General features: G+C 60.1%; 20 protein-coding genes and 1 tRNA gene. 3 read left to right on the plus strand and 18 right to left on the minus strand.

Annotated features, from left to right (window positions below):
• The first annotated feature begins 135 nt into the window (after nt 1-135).
• Nucleotides 136-906, plus strand: coding sequence for a hypothetical protein (locus GGD62_RS34755; RefSeq protein WP_183712860.1), 771 nt, complete (start codon nt 136-138; stop codon nt 904-906).
• Nucleotides 907-943: 37 nt separating this feature from the next.
• Here the strand turns inward: GGD62_RS34755 and GGD62_RS34760 are convergent, their stop codons facing one another.
• The 15 genes from GGD62_RS34760 to GGD62_RS41935 form a co-directional block, all read right to left on the minus strand.
• Nucleotides 944-1,393, minus strand: coding sequence for a tetratricopeptide repeat protein (locus GGD62_RS34760; protein WP_246919628.1), 450 nt, complete (start codon nt 1,391-1,393; stop codon nt 944-946).
• Between the two features lie 168 nt (nt 1,394-1,561).
• The gene (locus tag GGD62_RS34765; RefSeq protein WP_092253229.1) at nt 1,562-1,960 is read right to left on the minus strand and encodes a hypothetical protein; all 399 of its coding nucleotides are present in this window, start codon (nt 1,958-1,960) and stop codon (nt 1,562-1,564) included.
• Nucleotides 1,961-1,972: 12 nt separating this feature from the next.
• Nucleotides 1,973-3,652, minus strand: coding sequence for a type II and III secretion system protein family protein (locus GGD62_RS34770; RefSeq protein WP_092253231.1), 1,680 nt, complete (start codon nt 3,650-3,652; stop codon nt 1,973-1,975).
• Between the two features lie 433 nt (nt 3,653-4,085).
• A complete protein-coding gene (locus GGD62_RS34775) occupies nt 4,086-4,505 on the minus strand; it encodes a TadE family protein (RefSeq protein WP_018318128.1) in 420 nt (139 codons plus the stop codon).
• Nucleotides 4,502-5,839: a TadG family pilus assembly protein gene (locus GGD62_RS34780; protein ID WP_018318129.1), complete on the minus strand. Its 1,338-nt coding sequence runs from the start codon at nt 5,837-5,839 to the stop codon at nt 4,502-4,504. Before GGD62_RS34780 ends, GGD62_RS34775 begins: the two co-directional genes overlap by 4 nt.
• Before the next feature lie 8 nt (nt 5,840-5,847).
• Nucleotides 5,848-6,279: a hypothetical protein gene (locus GGD62_RS34785; RefSeq protein WP_049814884.1), complete on the minus strand. Its 432-nt coding sequence runs from the start codon at nt 6,277-6,279 to the stop codon at nt 5,848-5,850.
• A 50-nt stretch (nt 6,280-6,329) separates the two neighbouring features.
• Nucleotides 6,330-6,977, minus strand: a complete 648-nt coding sequence (locus GGD62_RS34790; RefSeq protein ID WP_183712863.1) for an isoprenylcysteine carboxylmethyltransferase family protein — start codon at nt 6,975-6,977, stop codon at nt 6,330-6,332.
• Between the two features lie 2 nt (nt 6,978-6,979).
• The gene (locus tag GGD62_RS34795) at nt 6,980-7,888 is read right to left on the minus strand and encodes a type II secretion system F family protein (protein ID WP_183235210.1); all 909 of its coding nucleotides are present in this window, start codon (nt 7,886-7,888) and stop codon (nt 6,980-6,982) included.
• Nucleotides 7,885-8,817 (minus strand): type II secretion system F family protein, encoded by a 933-nt coding sequence (locus GGD62_RS34800; RefSeq protein ID WP_183235209.1) that lies wholly within the window; start codon nt 8,815-8,817, stop codon nt 7,885-7,887. The genes GGD62_RS34795 and GGD62_RS34800 overlap by 4 nt, the downstream gene beginning before the upstream one ends.
• The gene (locus tag GGD62_RS34805) at nt 8,814-10,232 is read right to left on the minus strand and encodes a CpaF family protein (protein ID WP_183235208.1); all 1,419 of its coding nucleotides are present in this window, start codon (nt 10,230-10,232) and stop codon (nt 8,814-8,816) included. The genes GGD62_RS34800 and GGD62_RS34805 overlap by 4 nt, the downstream gene beginning before the upstream one ends.
• Complete coding sequence (locus GGD62_RS34810) at nt 10,229-11,434, minus strand: pilus assembly protein CpaE (protein ID WP_092253239.1); 1,206 nt, start codon at nt 11,432-11,434, stop codon at nt 10,229-10,231. Before GGD62_RS34810 ends, GGD62_RS34805 begins: the two co-directional genes overlap by 4 nt.
• The gene (gene cpaB / locus GGD62_RS34815; protein ID WP_018318135.1) at nt 11,434-12,399 is read right to left on the minus strand and encodes a Flp pilus assembly protein CpaB; all 966 of its coding nucleotides are present in this window, start codon (nt 12,397-12,399) and stop codon (nt 11,434-11,436) included. Before cpaB ends, GGD62_RS34810 begins: the two co-directional genes overlap by 1 nt.
• A 1-nt stretch (nt 12,400) precedes the next feature.
• Complete coding sequence (locus tag GGD62_RS34820) at nt 12,401-12,907, minus strand: prepilin peptidase (RefSeq protein ID WP_179735986.1); 507 nt, start codon at nt 12,905-12,907, stop codon at nt 12,401-12,403.
• 99 nt (nt 12,908-13,006) lie between these two features.
• Nucleotides 13,007-13,321: a hypothetical protein gene (locus tag GGD62_RS34825; protein WP_244550615.1), complete on the minus strand. Its 315-nt coding sequence runs from the start codon at nt 13,319-13,321 to the stop codon at nt 13,007-13,009.
• Nucleotides 13,322-13,369: 48 nt separating this feature from the next.
• The gene (locus GGD62_RS41935) at nt 13,370-13,645 is read right to left on the minus strand and encodes a hypothetical protein (protein WP_409333979.1); all 276 of its coding nucleotides are present in this window, start codon (nt 13,643-13,645) and stop codon (nt 13,370-13,372) included.
• Here GGD62_RS41935 and GGD62_RS41160 point away from each other — a divergent pair.
• Nucleotides 13,556-13,798 (plus strand): hypothetical protein, encoded by a 243-nt coding sequence (locus GGD62_RS41160; RefSeq protein WP_246800398.1) that lies wholly within the window; start codon nt 13,556-13,558, stop codon nt 13,796-13,798. The genes GGD62_RS41935 and GGD62_RS41160 overlap by 90 nt on opposite strands.
• A 1,267-nt stretch (nt 13,799-15,065) precedes the next feature.
• On the opposite strand, the gene GGD62_RS34835 is transcribed toward GGD62_RS41160, so the two are convergent.
• On the minus strand, nt 15,066-15,782 hold the full coding sequence (locus GGD62_RS34835; protein ID WP_183712869.1) for a hypothetical protein: 717 nt from the start codon (nt 15,780-15,782) through the stop codon (nt 15,066-15,068).
• A gap of 486 nt (nt 15,783-16,268) precedes the next feature.
• Here GGD62_RS34835 and GGD62_RS34840 point away from each other — a divergent pair, with 486 nt between their 5' ends.
• The gene (locus tag GGD62_RS34840) at nt 16,269-16,610 is read left to right on the plus strand and encodes an H-NS family nucleoid-associated regulatory protein (RefSeq protein ID WP_179735990.1); all 342 of its coding nucleotides are present in this window, start codon (nt 16,269-16,271) and stop codon (nt 16,608-16,610) included.
• Between the two features lie 1,346 nt (nt 16,611-17,956).
• Here GGD62_RS34840 and GGD62_RS34845 read toward each other — a convergent pair.
• Both GGD62_RS34845 and GGD62_RS34850 read right to left on the minus strand, forming a co-directional pair.
• Nucleotides 17,957-18,032: transfer RNA gene (locus tag GGD62_RS34845), tRNA-Lys, on the minus strand.
• A 157-nt stretch (nt 18,033-18,189) separates the two neighbouring features.
• Nucleotides 18,190-18,798, minus strand: coding sequence for a Spy/CpxP family protein refolding chaperone (locus GGD62_RS34850; protein WP_177236954.1), 609 nt, complete (start codon nt 18,796-18,798; stop codon nt 18,190-18,192).
• Nucleotides 18,799-18,873: the final 75 nt, after the last annotated feature.

The raw sequence follows: 18,873 nt of genomic DNA on the forward strand, positions 1-18,873 counted from the left end.
CTCTTGAAGCTACCCTTCGAGCGGCTCCGCGGCTTAGAGCCTTTTCCGTTTCGATTGATCGAATCCTCGGGTACCCTATTCCAGCCGCGTCGGCGGAACTGCTGAAGTTGATAGATGGCTGCATGGAGAGCGGAGATGGGCCGGTTCGATAAGCAGATGGATCCCTTCCATCCTGCCGCCCATCTGACGACGGCGGATCGCGTTCCCGAGAATCCAGAGCTTGAGCAAGTCGACACGACGTCGTTCGTCGATCCGGCCCGCGAGGAAGCCACCTCGTCGCCTGCGCATTTTGGGTCGGGCCAGGCGGCGACCGGCGTAACGGGCTCTACCGATTGGATCGACCGAGGACGCCGCATCTGGCGGCGCCATCTCCAGCGCGATCAACTCCCCCGGACGACCGGAGGGTCGATGGGAAACTTCGAGCGTTGGCTGATCGCACTGCTGAGCGTCGGCTTCATCGTGAGCTGCGTTTGCGCGATCATCGTCTTCATGCAGGTCAACGCGCGCAAATTGGAGATCGCAACACTGCAACGTGACATCATCGCGCTCAAGCTACGCGTAGCCAGGCTCGATCAGATCGCAAGCACCAATGAGATACGTGAAAAGGCAAGCAGCGGAACACCCAAGCCGCTGTCGGAGACCCAACCTGACCAGGCTCCGCTCATCCTGTCACGTGAAGAGATTCAGCTTATCCGAGACTATATCAAGCCTGCACCAGTTGCTGGCCCCGCGACTGAGACGATAAAGGTCGGCGAACCCGTCGTGGGAGAAACCGTTCCCTTTCCCTCTCCGATCACGGAGAAGGTGCGGAAACTGCTCGGCGCGCGATTTACCGTTCGCAATGGCGTTGTTGTCATCATCCGGAGCGGCAGCCGTCACGCTGATGCTGTGATTGGGCCAAACTGACGAGAACTGGCCGCGATCGCAGTAGCCGATCGACCACTTAAGGCTGGTTGTTTGGTGGTCTTTCAATGAACCGCCGGCTGCCATTGAGGAGCTCGAGGTTATTGGCGATGACCGGATTACCTGGATCGAGCGAATAAGCCTTCTCGAACTTCCGTCGCGCCGCACTCAGATTGCCGCGCAGCATGTACGAGTACCCCTGGTCATTCAGGATCTGAACGGTTTCGCCTCCCAGCCGGATCGCTTGGGCATAGGCCTGATCGGCCAGGTCGAAACGACGCAGCTTGTCGTAGCTCGCTGCGAGACCAATCCAGGCCGTGACGTCCTTGGGTGATTTCTCGACGGCGTCCTTGAAATAGCGCTGTGAGAGCCCGTAACTGCCGCGATTGTAATGCTCCAGGCCCAGCCGCACAGGCTCGTCCGACGGGTAGTACTTGACGTCCGTCGGCTCCTGCACCGGGTCCCCACCCGGTGGCTCGACGGGAGCCACGATGGCAGCCTCTCTCGTGGTATAGTCACATGCCGCAAGGCCTGGCGCCAGCCAGCAACAGGTCAGCAGTAGAATGGCACGTCGCATAATTTTGTCCCCCGCCCGGCCCAGCGGACGCACTGCACTGCACTCAACTGTCCCGTCGCTCAACTCATTTACCAGAAGCCGCTACCTGCCCGCTGCCCCGCCGACTGGCACCGATACTCCCGCCGATGCTCCCGCACCCAATCCAGTTACGTTGACATTCTGCGTGACCGGAGGCCGCTGGCCCATGAGTTTCGTCGGATCGCCCATGTCGGGAAGCTGATCCACCGGCTGTTGCTGGTTGCCGTAACGCGTCACGGCCGAGCCCACACGTCGAGCGTCGTATGCGATCCGGCGATCACCGACGTATCGCGGCCATGGATGAATTGTATGGGTCACGGCGTTGACCTGCTTGGCATCGCCGGCGGTCATCGTGATGCTGTCGGAACGCTGAAAGTAGCGGTCCACCTCGTCATGACCGGCGACGCCGTAACATCCCCCGAGGAGGAAGGGCGCAAACAGAGCCAGATACCTGATCGTCATCTCGCGCGTCCTCTAGTTTAGAGTTTTGACGACCGTCTGATCGGCACTCGCGGCCGGGACGACGACGGGGGTCCGGACTTCAGGCGCGATGATATGGCCATACGGCCCCTTCACCTCGCCTCCGGAATTGACGTAGTCATTGTACCGCTTGCGGACTTCCATCTGACCATTGAGGAAGAAATCGACGTCGTTGGCCGGCAGGCGGGAGTCGAGTGGCGATGCCAGTTGCTGACCGGGTGCCGCCGGCGCGACCAGGCGCGGCGTCACGATGATCACCAGATCGGTTTCCTCCTGCTGATACGATTTGCTGCTGAACAGGCTTCCAATCACCGGCACCGAGCCGATCCAAGGCAACTGCGAGACGTCCTGGCGATTGCGGGTCTGCAACAGGCCGGCGATGGCAAAGCTCTGGCCATCGCGCAGCTCAACCGTGGTTCGCGCGTCGCGGCGGGTCAGCGCAGGAACGGTCGTCCCCTGGATCGTCACAGCGTTGGCGAAATCAAGTTCGCTGACCGACGGCTCGACGCGAAGATTGATCACACCGCGCGAGAGCACAGTGGGGACGAAGGCGAGCTCAACACCAAACTTCTTGTAGTCAATTGTGATGGTGGGAAAGCCGTTCTGCGTCTGGGTCGGTATCGGCACTGGAAACTCGCCGCCGGCGAGAAAGCGGGCGGCATCGCCGGACAGCGTGGTCAGATTTGGCTCCGCCAGCCGGCGTGCCAATCCTTTGGTTTCCAGCGCCGAGATCAACAGGTCCACCGAGCCCCCGCTGCTGGTCCTGATAATGCTGGTCAACAAGCTTCCGAACGGCGCCGGCGCAATGCCTCCTGCAGTACCGGCGAGCGTCCCGAGAGTTCCGAGTATCGGAAGGCTGCCAGCAGGATTGGCGCCAACAGGAGTGCTGCTGGCACTGAGGTTGCTGGTGCCGCCGGTGGTGGGTACCCTAGTGAGACTATTGACGCCACCGATGGGTGCCCGCCCGACGGCCGTGGTTGAACCAAGACCGGTATTGCCGACGTTGGTACCATTGGCATTCGCCGCGTACAGATTGACGCCCAGGTTGCGTCCAGCCTCCCGGCTCACCTCTAGAAAGCGCACCTCGAGCATCACCTGTTGCGGCGCCGCGACGCTCATCGCGTTAACGACGACGCCCCCTTTCGCGACCGTGCTTGTGGCGATCGCCATGGCCCGCTCGGCCGTCACTGCGTCGGCGGCGACCCCGCTGAGCACCACCTGGCCCTCGGAAGCCGACACGCGGATACCCTGCCCGCCGGTGCTGGTCCGGATGTTCTGCTGTAGATTGCCGGTATCGATCACGACCTCGACGTCGAGGATCCCGATCTGCTTCATCGAGCTGTCGAACAGGATGACGTTGGTGGTGCCGGTCTGCTTGCCCTGCACGTAGATGAGATGATCGCTCAGCGACTTCACGTCGACGATGTCAGACGAACCCGCCACGATCGTCGCAAAGGCCGTGTCGACCTTGAAGGTACGTGACTTGTTGACGACGAGCTTGACCCGCTGGACGTCATTCATCTCGCTAACGATGACGCCGCCGGAGGAGCCCCGCCGGTCTGCAGCCGCCGCGCGGTCAGCGAACCCAGAGGAGGCGAGCGCCGCGCCCAGACCCATCACGCCGAAGGCGAGAAGCCTCCCGGCCCTATTACCCGAAACGCGATCGCCACTCATCCGAGTCCCCCCACTGCGATCCACGGAGATCCCCGCAAATCTACGTGCCCGACGTCCTCAACATTTCCCCTCTGCGCACCACGTCGCAGAGCTTACAATCTGTCCCACTACAATTCGTTACTTCGTGTTTCCAAGATCATCCTCCCTCATGCAGGCAGCTTGCAAGACGAGATACTTACCGCACCGCCGCAAGCAGAAAGAAAACCCTTCGATGTTGCCAGCGCGCATCATTCTCACTGGTTGTGGGGAACTATCCCGCAGCACAACCGCTCTTGGCGCGCGCGCTCGTCGTGGCCTTGCGATCGAAGGACAGTCGGTGGCACGCTTGGCGATTCGCCTGGCCGAGTAATTCCGCCCCCGCGCGTTTGGTCCGCACGCCGCGTCCACGAAAAGCTGTCGAGCGAAACATGTCAGTCGTGCTGCCATATTTGTGCTAGAAGGGAATTTGGTTGGAGGCGCTCGGCGCATTGAGCGCTGCGCCCCATATGGGCATCAGCATCGTGAAGTTTGCCTGGGAAGCTGTAACGCTCAAGCTGTTGCTGTTGGCCCCCACGGTCAGCGTTGGCGTCAGACCACCGAAAAACAGGAAGGGGGCCGCGTTCTGCTTGGCAGCGGTGGACAGGGGATCCCCGGTGCAGCCGGCCGGCGACTGCGGCGGGCTTTGAAGCAAGGCAGGCGTATAGCAGCTGATCATGACCGCACGGGCGCCAGCACTCGCAAGCGTCCGCAAGGATTGCATCGTGATGGCATAGCGCCCGAGATCGAAGATGGCGAACATCAATGTGAAAAGCGCCACGGACACCATGATAAATTCAAACGGCGCCATACCGCGATTGTCGAGCTTTCTCATCATTGCACCAAAGCGACAACCTGGGTGTATACGATGGTGGCCGGATCACAGCCTTGCGTGCTGAGGTAGCCGCCACCGCTCATGTCGAGCGTTTTCGCGATCACTTGCGAACAGGTCGTGTTCGTACTGGCAGTCGTACCGGCCCAGCTAACGTCGACGTTGGGGAAGTAGATAGCCCCGCCCAGGCTCACCAGACCGCCACCGTTTATGGTGACCTTGTTGCTGGTCTTGCTCGGAGCCTGATCATCAATCAGGACGCCATTGAGATCAGAGGAGAACGTGTTAGTGGCGGGTGCGGAGAGATCAACCGTACCCCCGTTGATGGTAAGCTGCGAGTCTCCGAGCAAGACGAGGGTTACGCCTGCGCCTTTCAGTTGCCCGCCGGTGACCTTTATGTTTGCCTTGTAGAAGAAATATGTTCCAGGGTCCAAAACGTACTTGTCGCCGTTCTGCACCGTGAAACTGCCGTAAGCTCCGGTCCCCGCGCTATTCGGCGCGCAATGCTTCCACCCATCCGCCTGAAGGGTGCATGGCATACTTGCATTGCCAGTCCTGCTATTGAACGATGCGGTGTTCAGTTTGCTGAGCGGATTGTTAGCGTACGTCATGAAATAGTTGTACGGTACGCCAACATTGCTGCAGCTGCTTGAGGGGGTGCAGCCATTTACACCATAAACTGCCCATCCCGAGCCGGTGAACGTTGGAGTGCTAGCAAGTTGAACACTGGTATCCGACATCAGAGCGCAGCCAGTTCCGTTGTTGCTGAGGTTACCAGCAAGCTTGAGTGCGCCTAAGTCAGGTCCAAGCGCCAGGACGCAGGCCTTGGTCGGCTGCTGAACCACTGCAATGGCTTGGGCGGGGATGTCGACGGTGGTCAAACCCAGCACTGCCGCCAAGTACGCCGGTTGTTGCTGGCTGACCCTGGCGCGAACGGCGTTGCCCGTGCCCGCGACGGGCGTTGTGAACGTGCCCGCATTGTAGTTGCCGATATCGATCTGCACGGCACGCGATATTCTGCTCGGAAGACTAGGTGCACACGTGGTGCCAGGATAGGGCGTGCTGTCATTCGGGCTGGAGTTGCAAAACCCATTCTGCGCCGCGAATTCCTTGCCGCGATAATCCACCGTCTGGGTTTCGCAGGCCGCACCCGCCATCGTACATGAAAGCCGCAATGCGCCCGAATAGGCGGCCGAGTCGGCGGCGTTCTGCGCATGCTGGCGGGTGACGTACCACGATCCGGCCTCAGCCCCGAGTGCGACTACTCCGATCAGCGGCACGAGAGCGATGACCGTTGCGAACGCGACGGAGCCTCGTTGGGAACGGAGCAGGCTACGCATGGAAGCCCCTACTGGAAGCGTTCTGAGTAAGGCAGCGTGTAGGTACAAGTGGTGGGACACAGCACCCCTCTCCACACAATTGGAGCCAAAGTGATGGTTGTCGAGAATGTAATGTACTTGGGAGAAGCCAGATTGCCTGGCGAACAGGTGGCCCCTGCGTCTCCGCACAAGACCTGAAGGTTGCTGATCGCATGACCAGCGACTGTGGTCTGTAGCCCTGTCTTCCAGCTCACCGTGCCGTCAGGGGCGAGCGGATTAGCGTACTGCACATACTGCCCGAAGGAGCGCAATGCGCTCCATGCGGAGATAAACTGGAAGCCCGCAGCAGCCAGGTCGGCGAGCGGCATGAGCAGGAACGCCACCAAAACCGGGTAGACGATCAATGTCTCAAATGCGACGGCGCCGCGCTGATCCACGACGAACGACCTCTTGTGGCTCATGAGTTGACCTCGACCGATACTCACCTTCCGGTCGTCGACCGGAACAGAACTCACCAAACGTAAGGGATCACTCTCCAGCGCGATGCTTCGTAACCGGAATATTCCGGGCAGTTGCGACGTAGCAGGTCCTCTTCGTAATAAATCCGGCAAACCTGAACGCCGATATGCAAGACGAGCAGGACCGCAGTCAGCGGTGTCGGGCTTCTCAGGACCACACCCAACACGGCGATTTCTTCCGCAAGGTAGAGCGGGTGCTTGATCCATCGATACGGACCCGTTTGCACCACGTTGCGCGCCTGTGGCACCAGACTGAACGACCTGCCAAGATGTCGGATGGTGACCAGCATCATGATCATGCCGATCAACACGCACACGGTGGACGCCAGGTTTGGCAACGCCTTGTCGGTTTCGCCGAAGAAGGCGATCGTCCAGGGCATATAGGTGCCGACGAACGCCGCTATCCTTGGGAGACGGCCGTTCGCTTGCGCCTTCGCCGGCGGCCGCGTGATGACCAACAGCGCCAGGAGCACGTAAAAGACAGCGAGGCAAACACTCGACAGGAGCGACGGCCAAGGATCATCAGCCGATGATCCGATCTTGATCGCCACGCCAAGCGCCAGCAACATGAACCACATGCCGCCGAACAGCTGCATGGTCCGGTCGTAAGAGGACGTTTTCGGAAGGGCGATCGTGCTCATGGCTACTTACCGAAGCTGGCGAACGAACGCACGAGGTGCAGAATGGGACTTCCACCCAAAATGACGAACATGGCTGGAAGCAGGAACAACACCATCGGAATGGTCAGCTTGGCGCCCAACTTGTGTGCTCTTTCTTCAAGCTTGGTAATGCGTTCGCGCCGGAGGTCGACGGCGATACTCCGCAGAGCCTGCCCCACCGGCGTTCCGTATTGCAGGCTTTGGCCGACCATGATTCCGAATCGGCGAAGCCCATCCGATGTAGATCCCAGTTTCTCGAATGCGTCGCTGCGGCTTGGCAGGATCCGGAGATCATCAAGAAGGCCGCTCATGACCCGGGCTATAGCGGGATTGGTCTCTTGCATTTCTTGCGCGACGCGTGCCAGCCCGCTTTCCAGGCCCATTCCCGCTTCGCTGCACACAACCAGCAAATCGATCATGTCCGGCGTGCCCAGTCGAATGGCGGCATCAAACCGCCGCTTCAGTACCGCCAGTATCAATCGCGGCGCTAGAATCCCGATCGCCAAGCCGATAAGTGTGAAGACCATCACATCCAGCAGTGCCTTCCCGAGAAGCTGAGCGACACACCCGGCGATGATCGGGCATAGCGCCATGCTGACGGCTTTGACACCGATCCAGGTCGGCAAGGCTCGATGATGATTGAAACCTGACGATTGAAGGATGGTTCGTAGCTGATCCAGATTTTCCTCAGCGTAGAAGCGACGATACCGCATGCCGAGTGACGAAAACCAACCGGTCAAATCCTGGAAGGGTGCAGACCGGCCAGCAACGCCCATCACGGCGTTTGATACCCGGGCGTCCAATGTACGAATGTGTATTTCGCGGATAATCAACATGCAGGACGCGGTTGCAGCCACGACTGCGAGGGCCACCAGACTGAGACCAGAGGTCATAGTTCTGTTTCCCTTCTGACCATCCAACTTATCACCAGGGCTCCGACAAGCACCGAAAGGACTGCGTAAGCCAGCAGCTTGTTTCCAACCGGATCGGTGAACAACAGATCAACCGTTTGCGGATTGGCTGCGTACAGGACCCCGCCTGCAATCAAGGGCGAGACTGTCAGCGCTCGTGAGGAAAAGATCACCTCTCCTGCCAGCGCCTTGGCGCGAGCGGCCAGCGCAACACGTTGCCTGACAGTGTCTCCCAGGTTCTGCAAGGTCTCGGCCAGGCTGCCACCGGACTTCAACTGCACGGCAAGTGTCACCGCAAAGATCGCATACTCCGCCACCTGCGTTCGCCGATAGACAGCTTGGATAGCTTCCTCGGGGGGTCTTCCCAAATTCACTTCGCTGCATACGATGGCAAACTGCCCGGCCGTTGGCTGCGGCATATCGCGCGCGAGGGCACGAAATGCCTCGTGCACAGGCAGACCCGAACGCACGGTACTCGTCACCAGCTGGATCGCATCAGGCAGCTGTCGAAAAAGCTGAAGAGCGAAGCGACGCTGCTGCCATCCGAACAGGGCTCGTATCACAATGAGGGCCGCGATTGCGGCGACAATGGACACGTAGACAATGGAATATCCCAGCTGGCTGTTCGCATAAAGGATCACGGCTGCTCCGAATGCACCTGCGAGCAGCACATAGGCCGGATGCATCACGTAAGGTATATCGGGATTGTAGTTGGACAGCCGATTGAGAAACTGGTCCTGTGACCCGCTCTCCAAGCGGCGAATGGATGGCAAGTTGGCCGGATGCGACGTTGGCAGAGCAACCGCCAACCGGCGATTGATGCGTCTTTCCCGAGCGTCGAGCCACAACGAAATGGCTGCTGCGCACATCGCGAGCGCCAGAACAGTGACGATCACGGACTCCAGCGTCATATTTGCCTCATGGCCTCGGCCCACGCACCATCTAGCCCGAAATAGACAAGCCGGCTCTTGAACTTCGGAGTTGCAAGGTTGGACTTATAGCTGCCCGATATCCGCCCGTTCACATCCTCCTCCTGATACTCGAAGACTGCGATGTCATTGGTGGTGATCACCTCCCCTTCAAGGCCGATCACCTCGCTGATCTGAACGATACGGCGCTGCCCGTCCCGCATGCGTTCGACCTGCACAATGAGATCCAGCGCAGCGACGATCTGACTTCGAATGGCGCGCGACGGTAGATTGACCTGTCCCATCTGCACCATGTTTTCGATGCGGGTCAGGGCATCCCGGGTACTATTCGCGTGTACCGTGGAGATCGAACCATCATGGCCGGTGTTCATCGCCTGCAGCATGTCGAATGCTTCGGAACTGCGCACCTCGCCAACCACGATCCGGTCGGGACGCATGCGCAGGGCATTCACCAGCAGATCGCGTTGTGTCACCTGCCCTGTCCCCTCGAGGCTGGGAGGCCGGGTCTCCAGGCTGATCACGTGCGGCTGCTGAAGCTGCAGCTCCGCCGCGTCCTCGATCGTGACGATACGTTCGGTGTGATCGATGAACTGGCTCATCGCGTTCAGGAGCGTCGTCTTGCCGGATCCGGTGCCGCCGGAGACCAGAACATTGAGCCGCGAGCGGGCCGCGATCTCCAGCAATTGTCCGATGGCCGGGGTCATCGAGCCGTTTTCAATCAATCCGGCGATGTCCAAACGACGGCTTGGAAATTTCCGGATGGAAATGCACGGACTATGGATCGCCAGCGGCGGGAGGATGATGTTGACCCGGCTGCCATCCAGCAGGCGACAATCCACCATCGGACTGGATTCGTCGACGCGCCGACCGACCTGCGCGGCAATCTTCTGAGCGACGGAGGCGATGTGATCATTGTCGCGGAAACGCACCGCAACTCGTTCCAGCCTGCCGCTTCGCTCCACGTAGATATTGCTTGGGCCGTTCACCATGATATCGCTGATCGACTGGTCCAGCAGCAGCGGACGGAGCGGCCCGTAGCCCGTCATGTCGTCGGCAATTTCGTCCGCGAGCTGCAGCTGCTCGCGGCCCGACAGCTCGAGCCGTTCCTGGTTGGCAATGTGATGGATGATCTCTTCAATCTGCCGCCGGAGAACCTCCCGCGAGACGGTTGCGGCCACCGCGGGTTCGATCTGCTCAATCACCCGTTCACGCAGCGAAGGTGGAATGATGGGTTGGTGGATCGCAGGTTCGTCACGCCTTGGCGCAGGTGACGGCACGTTCGGTGCGGCTGCAGTCGCGCCGGCCGACGGCAACGGCAAGCCTATCGCAGATGCAGGGACGCCTGCCGCCAATACGTGAGCTGGTGCGTCGTCTTCGCGCCTACCAAACTTCTTCATCGCAGATGTGCTGTGAGCACCCTCCTCCACCAGCTAACCCGCTCGGCAGCGACACCGCTGATCTCCCGCACGATCGGTGCCAGGTGACGCCGCAATTTTCTGACGTGTTTCAGAGCTGGAATTCCGAGATTGAGCGCCTCGGTCATGCCCTTGCCGAGATCGGGAACGACGATGTCGGGCTCTGCACCCAACGCCTTGACAACCGCCGCCCTCGGAAGGCCCCCGGGACGACCGGCCCGGTTGAGCAAGGTAAAGACCCGGTCCTTGCCCGCGATGTTGATCACGGCGGTGCGTAGCGCATGGGCATTGCGAAGTCCGGTCACCTCGGATTCGAGCAGCACCATCACATGACGGGAAAGCGCAATCACGGGATAGATCGACGGCGGAAATGGGACGGGTACATCGACGACGATGTAGTTGAACCGTTGACGCAGCAGACCCAGCACGTGTCGTATGCCAGCTTCCGTAATTTCGAGCTGCGCATCGAGGTCCTCGTCGGCCGAGACCAGGCAAACCCTTTCATTGACTTCGATTGCCGCGCGCTCGAGGAAGAGTGTGTCCGCCCGCGTCGGATTTTCCAGAGCGATACGCAGCCCCGGCCCGGGACGAACACCCAGCATCACGGCGGCTTCGCCGCCCTGCAGATGAAGATCAAGCAGGGCCACCTTCGCCTTGGTTGTCTCGGCAAGCTGCAGCGCCAGATTGATCGCGATGCTCGTGGCACCGGCGCCGCCCTGCGCCCCGCAGATCGAGACCACGTGCCCGCCACGATCGATCTGGTTGGCTGCGACGTCGCCGAGAAGCTTGGGGCGCAGCTTGTCCAGCACCAGATCACGCGTGAGCGGCCGCGGCAGATACTCGGTCAAGCCGAGCTCCAGGAGCTCACGGTAGAAGGTGATCTCCCGGTTGTCGCCGATCACGGCTACGCGGACATCGGGCGGACAGACGCCGGCCAGCCTTTCCAGTTCAGTAAAGGGATCATCGATGCCACTGATGTCTACCACCAGCGCGAACAGATCCGTGTCGGTTTCGAGCATCCGTATGGCATTGCGGATCGTGCCGCGCCTGATCGAGAGATTGGCGCCCTCGAGCCCCTTGCGCAACGCCGCGGCGCTGAGCTCATCGTTTACGAAGCCGATGATGCGGTTACGCGTGACGATCGACGTCGATTCTTCAGGCGGGGTGGCTATGGCAATGTTCATCACCGTTTCTCCGACAACCTGTTATCGTAACCCGCCGCCGTCGCAGTCGGGCGTACAGTTTCCGATGCACCGTCGCAGCTGACGAGAGCGTCTTCCTCTTGCTTCCTGACCGTGTATTGCTTGACCTCGCCGCCTGAATGAACGACCACTGCCGTTCTCTGTGCGGAAATTGCATACTGGCGGGCAAGTTCAGGCGACACATCACAGCTCGACATCGCGCCGGTGTCTGCCTTGTCCCACTGATCGACTGCTGCGCGCACGGCCAAGGAGAGCGTCCCGAGCTGCTTTGCGACAGTGACTTTCTTGACCTGCACCTGCGTAAGCTCCAGTGACACGGTCTGGGTTTGCTTACCTGCCATCCCGCTGATGGGTCGCGCGCCCTGCACGATCTCCTGATCAATCGCGATGACTCGAACATTACGCAGAACGGTTTCGCTGAGGGCGCGGCGCGCGGTATCGACTTTCTCGAAGACCTGGGTCAACACGACGTCGACGTGATCGCCTGGCCTGATGAGGCCGGAGACACCGGCCTCCTCGTCAACCTTGATGCTGATGGCGCGGCTGTCTGGCGCCAGGACACTGGCGAGGAAACCCCGATCCCGCGGACGCAGGATATCCTGCAACGTAACGGGACTGCCCGCTTCGACGAAGTTGCGGATGAGTGAACCGGGAAGTCCGGCCTTGGATTCGGGATTTTCAAGGATAGCCCCTTGGGGAACGCGCTCCGGTGGCACCGAGCGGACGGCGAAATCCTCTTCGCGGGCCAACGTCCCTCTCGGCAATGGTCGTGCCGCGACAAAGTACCCGGCGGTCGCCGGCGCCGCCGGCGCGAGGGGCGCCGCTGTCACCTGTACTGGGACCGGAGTCTGCGCCTTCGGCAGGTTCATGCTATAGGCGATCAGTCCGAACGCTGTGGTTGCAAGCAAAAGCACCACGATGATCGACAGACGCAGCGCGGATGACATTTCATGATCCTTTGCTCAAAATGGTCCAGATACCGCCGCAGGCGATAGCGGCTCCGTAAGGCAGCGGGGCGTGTCGCAAATGGCGCCAACGCTCGATCGCGTAGATCCGGCGCGCGAGCGACGATCCGGCGGGTGCCAGCCTGGGATATGGCAAGTGACGCATCATCAGATGCACCAAGGCAAGAACGCCGCCGGCCAGCACGGTGACGGTCAGCAACTGCATCACGCCGCTCGGCGGGAGACCAACCGCCAGGGCAACCAGCAGCTTGACATCGCCGCCACCAATTCCTCCGCGCGCGTATAGGACAAAAAGCAGCAGAAACAGGATCGCGGCTGTGATCAGCGACACAGCGACTTGAATCGGGCTGGGCAATTGACCGGCGATCCCGAGGAGCGCCAGCGCAAGACAAAATTCGTTTCGGATCAAGCGGGTCGCAACGTCCATCGTTGCGACATAGAGCAACAAAAGGATTTCCAGGATCGAGGCTGTGGGAGCAATCCAACTCATGAAATGCACGTTTCAAAAAAGTGGGAGGCAAACTAGCGGGAGCACTCCTGCGGGAGGGGGGCAGCTGGATTGCCCCCCTCTGGCGCCCAAATGGCTGTATCAGCCAGCGATCGCGGTAGCGAAAGCGGTGGTGATTGCGGTGATCCCGGTGGTCAGCGCCGCCCCAATCTGCCCGCCGGCTCCACCGCCGAACACGGCACCCACTGCGCCAACGATGCAAACCGCGACGATGATGTACTCGAATGACACCACGCCGTCCTGGTCCGTCCGCAGACGCTTCAACGCTTCCTTGGTCTCGATGAAATGATGCAACATAGGAAGAATCCCTTCTTTCAAGATGAATTTGCAGACACCTCGGCAACTTCCAGCGGCCGCGGATTTATGTCCGGCCCCGCCAGCGATAAAACTATCCATTAAATGTTTATTATCGTCAACATTTAATATATTAATGACCTTTCTGAGTTAATCGCGCGCGAAACAAGCCGCCGTGAGAATCCATAAACCGGCAAAAACGTCGAAATATGAAGATGATGGCAGACTCCGCAATCGAACCCCGAGGAGGGCGCCGGCCAAGGGTCGGCAAAGATTCACCGGAATAGTACGGGTGACCAAGGGTATAATTTTGTTATTCTGAGCTTCGAGAATAATGTGACGGCAACGGCTATCGCGCTGCAGCAACCTGTCAGTGGCGTCGATGCTGAAGTCGCCGTAGCTGCCGTGCGCATCGCTCTGCGCCACGACATGGGCTTCGCCCGCATCCGGGTCAGTTATGCTGAGCTGCCCGGTGGTATTGAGCGCCGCCGCGGCATTGCCTCGGTGACGGACTTCGCCTCGGAAGAGACCGTGGCCGCGTGTGATCGTGACAGTCACCGTCTGGCGGGTGCGGCGTGAAGAGTCCTCGGTTGGGATTTCTGACATTGCGATGCTCGCGCACGAAGCTTCGCATCATCTGGTGCTGCTCCGCGCACGCTTTCTCGTTCGCTTCAACACGCAAAAGGGCGCGGCAAGGCGCATTCGAAATCCATGTGAAGCTTAAACCGAAACCAGTTCCCGCTTGACTCGGGAAGTCGGTCAAATCGATCTGCCATTAAATGATATATTTGATTATCGTATATAATCATGATGACTCCATCGCAAAATTGAAAAATATGTTGGGGAAAAGAAAACATGGGAGGTTGGAATGGAAGCTGCCCGCCGCTTTCGCGCAATGGCGTTGCTTTGCCGACAGACTGCCGCACTCCAACCTGAGAGAAGCTGGAAACTGCTTGCAGAGGCAGAGTACTGGGAGCATCTGGCGGCTGCGGCTTTAGCTCATTGAGCTTCGGTCGAGCGTTCTTTGTCCTTCGCTTTTCGTCGACTTCTTACTTCAAGTCATTTTCTGAGGCATGTGATGTCGAGTACGCGTCGATTTTTTTCGAGTGCTGTTCTGAGCGAACGGCATCAGGCGCTTCTGGCGGAGCTTAGAGAGGTGGAGAAGCTTCGAAGTAAGCTCCGACATGTAGAAGCAAAAACAATCGGCAGAAGACGGCGTATCAAAGCGAGCGGCAGAGCAAGAGCCGGTTAGAGACCCCCGCCGGGTCCGAAGATTGACCCGCGTTGGCTCACTCGCGCGATTCGATGCACGGATTGCCCGCGTTCCTGGCATCTGCCACTATCTTGAAAGAGACTGGGCGCCTTCATCCCGGCAGTAGCGAGCCTCGGCTATGACGTCGCTGCGACATGTCGCCAACCAGCCAGGCGAGGTGCCTCACAACGCTTTAACTAACTCGGCGGCGAGATCGGCTAACCCATTCAGGATCGCGCGTTAGCTCCGACTTTCATGCGATGTTGCACTTCGGAACACCGCAACGAGTCGATCGCCTTCCCAAAGCTCAACGTCGTGCTCGTCATGCATTTGCTCGGCTCGGCGTCTCGCCGCCTGCTCGTCAATGCAGTCGAGCTTTGCTGTGCAGATTACTTGCCGGCTGCCGTCCACCACGAACACCTTGTACCGCATGATGCAGTCCGATCCAAAAGGCGACCGTCATCATACTCGAATGTCCGTCTAGGACAGTGTAAAACTAAGTGACGACACACGGAACCTTGGTACGTGTGGCAGTTCGGCTATACCTGCTCGTTCAATCCCTCGGTCGCGCGGCCGGCAGTACCTTGTACTACCTCAGTGGCGTAATCTCACTGCGTGCCGAAGCGTGCGGTTCGAGCTTAAAAGCGAGAGACCACCAAGCGTCATCAGCAGCACACCGAACCAGGCCGTCCAGCTGCGCGCTTCGCCGTGCGCCTCTGCAGTGCGCGCGCCCAGCGGCATATCTTGAGGTGGGTCGGCGGGCGCGGCGGCGAGAAGCTGCCCAGCGTCGACTTGGCCCGGCACGGAGTGTTCGGGCGTGAGCTGGTTGCTGGGAAGATCTACGATGGGGGCCGCCGACATCAGGGTAGGGCTCGTGCCGGGATCGGAAGCGGCATCTGCTACCTGCATTTCGGGTACAGGCGTCTGAGATCGCTCGGACGGTGCGGAGCGCAGCAACTCCGCGCGCGCATCAACGACCGCGCTCCGCCTGGTCTGCGAGGACCGGTTTTCGTCAAAACTGGCGCTATGGTCTTTGCCCGCGCGAGCCCGAATGGGCTTCTTCACCCTCGCGATGCCCTCGGCCAAAAACCAGCATTTGCGGCGACCGTCCGTTCGGTAGACCCAACGCTGTCCGCCACTGGTCGAGGTACCGGGACGCGGCACGCATTCGGCTTGCGACGGAGAGGTTACCGTGGGTTGGGACGTAGCAGTATTGAAGTAGTCGGCTAGAGGATTGGAAGACGCGGGCGCCGCCGAAAAACCTCCGACAAGGACCAAACTGGCGAAGTACAATCGCAATTGACCGGACATCGAAAACTCCCGGGTGCGCCCCACCCCCGCTTGAGCCTTAGCGGCGACAACGGCCCCCATGCGGCTTAAATCGGGCGACGCGATGAATTAATTATTCTCTTGGCCACCTAATTTAATATGCCGGCCCGGCACTCCAGGGGTGCAACACGAGGCGGCGCGATCGATTCATCGATCCATCTGAGTTGCGCCGGGCCTCGCTCCTGCCCACGATCCGCGCCGCGGCCGCCCGCTCGATCGCCAACGTTGCGCTCGTCGATCACGAAAGCGCAACTCGCCGAGGGGTGAGTTTGTGGATGTCACGAGACGTGGCTACCCCCTCGGGGCGAATTAAATAATGCGCCACGATATTACCACTGTCGCGCCTTTCTCCCTGCTACCTCTCGATTTAAATGTGGATTTCACGATCAATATTTAACTGACGGCTTGTCTGCTCCCGGATTCCCGACTTGTCTGCCTGGGCCTTCTGCCCAAGATTCGGATGGAGCCATGAACACCGCGCATTTTAATTCGCTCTCCGTTGACGAGCTCTGGATGATTCATCAAGAGGTCGCCGCCAAACTCACTCAGAAAATGTTGGTGCAAAAAGCGCATTTGGAGGAAAGGCTCCACAGGATTGCACTGGCCAACGAGGTCACGCGGCTCAATCGTAAGCGCCGCCGTGCATACCCGCCCGTTCGTCCCAAATATCGCAATCCGAAGAACCCAGCGGAGACATGGTCGGGTCGCGGCAGGCAGCCGCGATGGCTGCGTCCGCAGCTTCGAAGCGGCCGAGCTCTGGACGATTTTCTGATCGATCAGGCTTCAGCTCAAAAGCGGCAGACAAATTGAGCGCCGATTGCGGCATTTCGGGATGGGAATGCCGGCGCACCCTGGGGCTCTGAGCTTTTCACATCATCGTTTCAACGCGGGTCATAACCATGCTTGGAGGCATGGCCGTAGCGAGCGCATTTGCGATCTGGCCGATGGTTCTCGCTGAATCGCTCGGGGGGCCCGCGGCGCAGTGAAGACATCGACGAGAATCTCAAGCGCGCGATGGCCCACGTCTAGTCGTGGTGCCCTCTGAAGTGCCGCCTAACCGCATTCCACGCTCGAAGGATTGGAAGGAGGAGGACGAGGAAAAGAACTCTGATTGAAGCCGGCGTCATCCCGCGCTGCAGGAGTGGTGGGTCGTGATCGTCCGAGCGACCGGCCGTGGTGTTGATCGTCACCGGAGATGGAGTTCCTGCTCGTCGAGTAGGTGCCGGTCTGCGCGAGGGCAGGACAGCTACAACGAACAGAACGTTCGCCAGTAGCCATATTCCCACAATGAGAAGGGAAGTACGCACGAGACGACCATCGTTGATCTAAAATCTGTCGAGCTTAATCCTGCCTCATAACCGGCACGCAGCCGGCAACACTGCGTTCGCGGACGGAGCCGCTTCAGCGCAGCCGGCACAATTTGGCATCCCCCGAGGCCGTTGGGCCCTGAGCGCTTCGCGAGCCTGCAGGATCGCTCGCAGCCTAGTCGGGCGCAACACTCGCGTCTGTGCGCTTTCGAACATTCATGCCCCTTCAGGTATGCTAGTGCTATGCGTCATCCGGCGAGAGCCGGGCAGGGATGGCTCATCAGCCAGCGGCGTCCTCCAGTCCGCAACCCCTGAACAGGGGCATGGTCATAGAGCATGGCCTAAATATCGCAGCACGATGAGCGGCGAATTTGGCGGTCCGCATAGAACCAATATCGAGTTTCGGCAGTTGACTCCCGGTGGATCCGAACAAGCAAACTGATTGTTCGGGCCGATAAAGTTTAAAAGCTAAGCCGGCACACATGAAGGACTTCCGACGACGTTTGGAAAAGGTCCGCGCTGACGCCAGAGAGTTTACGCTGATGAGTCAGCAGGCCACGGACACGGAAAAGCGTGAGCTGTTTAGGCGCTTGGCGGATGAGCTCGCCTTCGAGGCTCTCGAGCTCGAGCTAATCGTGAAGAAAAGTGAGCCACCTGATCCGAGCAACCCGCACGAGGTCGTGGAGTTTAAGCCACCCTCTGAGCGAAAGCGCGGCTGACGCGGAAGTGGGTAAGCCGGCTAGATCGTGCGTGCACGCCGTGTCCACCTCACACAAAGAACGTCGCACGAGACGCGCTTTGTCCTGTCGAAGAATCTAAAAAAGCCCTTGCGGGCCAATCTCTTAAGGATGGTGGGCGCACCAGGGCTCGAACCTGGGACCCGCTGATTAAGAGTCAGCTGCTCTACCAACTGAGCTATGCGCCCGAAAGGCGGTTAGTGCCTTGCGAGGTCGGTCGTTTAGCAAAGCGATCCGGGTCTGGCAAGCGATGCAATGAAGGTTTTTCCACAGTCCCCAGGAAGCGAAAAGCCGCTGGATTCCAGCGGCTTCTCCAGGGTTAATGGTCGCGAAATCCAGCCCTTCTCAGAGCCGGCCCTCGCGATCGCGGTCGGGGCCGCCGTCGCGGTCGAAACGGTCACGATGGAAGTGCTCCATGCCGCGCTCCATCATGCGGTCCATGCCGCGTTCCATGAAGTGGCGGTGCGGGCCGTCTTCGCCGCCGCCGAACGGGCCGCGGTGGCGGGTCAGCACGGCGAGGCGCCGCTTCTGGCCCTCGTCCAGGGTCTTGTAGAGGGGGTCTGCGGCATCGGCGATCTTCTTCAGGGCCGCCGAGGTCGCGCCCATGTCCTCGGCGCGCTGGCGCAGGCGGGCGACCGGATCCTCCGGCCTGTCGGCGTCCTTGCCGGCATCGCCGGGGCCGGCATTCATCCGCGCATTGGCGCGGTCGATGCGCAGCTTGGCGAATTCGCGCACGGCAGCCTCGACCGGCGGCCACAGCTTCTCCTGGTCGGCGTTGAGCCTCAAGCCGGCATGGACGGCGGCGATCCGCGCGTCGACAAAAGCGGCGCGGTCTTCCGGGTTCATGCGGATGTGGCGGATGTGCTCCATCCACGGGCGATGATATTGCGCATAGACCGCGCCCGAGCCGGCGATGCTGAGCACGGCGATGGCGGCGATGGTGAACTTCTTCATCCGGACCTCCTCTGGAAGGATGTCCATGAAGATGGGCGCGGGGCCGCTGACACGCAACTTACAACTTGGACAGGA

The organism is Bradyrhizobium sp. ERR14, assembly GCF_014198235.1.
Lineage (GTDB): Bacteria > Pseudomonadota > Alphaproteobacteria > Rhizobiales > Xanthobacteraceae > Bradyrhizobium.